At 68.7% G+C, this 1,565-nt stretch carries 1 protein-coding gene and 1 pseudogene; one reads left to right on the forward strand and one right to left on the reverse strand.

The genetic code is table 11. From position 1 onward, the window contains the following. A pseudogene (locus tag ABZZ74_RS54120) lies at positions 1-375 on the reverse strand (ISAzo13 family transposase); the annotation flags it as partial. 44 nt (positions 376-419) lie between these two features. Here ABZZ74_RS54120 and ABZZ74_RS54125 point away from each other — a divergent pair. After that, positions 420-1,298, forward strand: coding sequence for an IS701 family transposase (locus tag ABZZ74_RS54125; protein WP_356951442.1), 879 nt, complete (start codon positions 420-422; stop codon positions 1,296-1,298). Positions 1,299-1,565: the final 267 nt, after the last annotated feature.

Consider the following 1,565-nt stretch of genomic DNA (forward strand, 5'->3'; position numbering starts at 1 on the left):
GGCCAGGGCCCGTAACGACAGCGTGGTCCACCGTAACGGGGAGACGGGGTCGCCTCGGGTGTGCGGCTCGATCAGTGACTCCAGCGCGGGCAGCAGACCAGGGTCGGTGTCTGTCAGTCGCTTGCGGCCCGCACCTTGAGCTCGGACCCGCTGGGTCGGTGAGGGATGACCGGCTAACTCGGCCATGCCTCGCGCGATGGTTGCAGTGCTGGTGCCGGAGGCGGCGGCCACCCGGACGATCCCGCCGCGGCCGAGGGCCGTCGCTTCACTGGCCAGGTACAACCGACGGCGGCGCTCATCGAGGTGCGGCAGGATCTGATCGAACTTGGCCCGCAGAACACGAGCCGCAACGGGGCCTGACAGACACGAAGTCATATCTCAGACTCCCACCAACACCCCTCTGCCGAGCACTAATTGAAATACGGGCCCCCGGACGCACCGAAAATTGCCAAATCGGCGTGTTCGCCGCCTACGCCACCAGCCGGGGACACGCCCTCGTCGACCGTGACCTCTATCTGCCCAGGTCCTGGACCGACGACCGCGGCCGCTGCCAGGCCGCCCACATCCCCGACGACCGAACTTTCGCCACCAAGAACGCCCTCGCCCGCGACATGATCCGCCGGGCCCATGCCTCCCCGCTGCGCTTCCGCTGGGTCACCGCGGACGCCGCCTACGGCCAGGACAGCCGCTTCCGCCGCTTCCTCGAAGACGACCTGAAGCTCCACTACGTCGTGGCCGTCCCCAAGTCCCAGCAGGTCCACGGCCCGCGCATCGAGGACCGTATCCGCCGTGAGGCCCCGCCAGAGGCATGGCAGCGCTTGTCCGCCGGCCCCGGAGCCAAAGGCGAACGCTGCTACGACTGGGTCGGCGCCCTCCTGCCCGTCGTCGAGGAACGCGACGGCGACAAGCCCACCCGCAGGCGGTGGATGCTGGCCCGCCGCAGCATCACCGACTCCGAGGACATCGCCTACTTCCTGGCCAGCGCTCCGCTGGACGCCACCCTCGCCGACCTGGCCCGGATCGCCGGATGCCGCTGGAAGATCGAAGAATGCTTCCAGTCCGCGAAGAACGAGTGCGGCCTCGACGAGTACGAGGTCCGCCGTTACACCGGCTGGTACCGGCACATCACCCTCGCCATGCTCGCCCACGCATTCCTCGCCGCCATCGCCGCCCAGGAACGCGAAAGGGGGGCCCCGGCGACGACACGCCCGATCTCGTGGACCTCACGCCGGCCGAGATCCGCCGTCTCCTGGCAGCTGAATCCCCGCACCACCCCGCACGCCACAACCACACGCTGACCTGGTCACGGTGGAGACGACGCCACCAGGCACGCGCCCGCCAGAGCCACTACGAACGGCGCGGCTACCTATTCGCCGGGGCGCAGTGGGGTCCGTCCCGCCCACCTGGCACCCCGCTACACTACACGCCACCAGGCCGCTGACCAGCCCAGATACCGAACTACGGCTGGAGTACTAGTGTCCTGCGCCAGAGATCCGTCGGCAGAAGCGGGCGAGGGAGTCGAGGATCTCTTCGGCTGTCTTGGTCCAGATGAATGGCTTTGGGTC

This window comes from Streptomyces sp. NPDC006476 (assembly GCF_040612015.1).
Lineage (GTDB): Bacteria > Actinomycetota > Actinomycetes > Streptomycetales > Streptomycetaceae > Streptomyces > Streptomyces griseorubiginosus_B.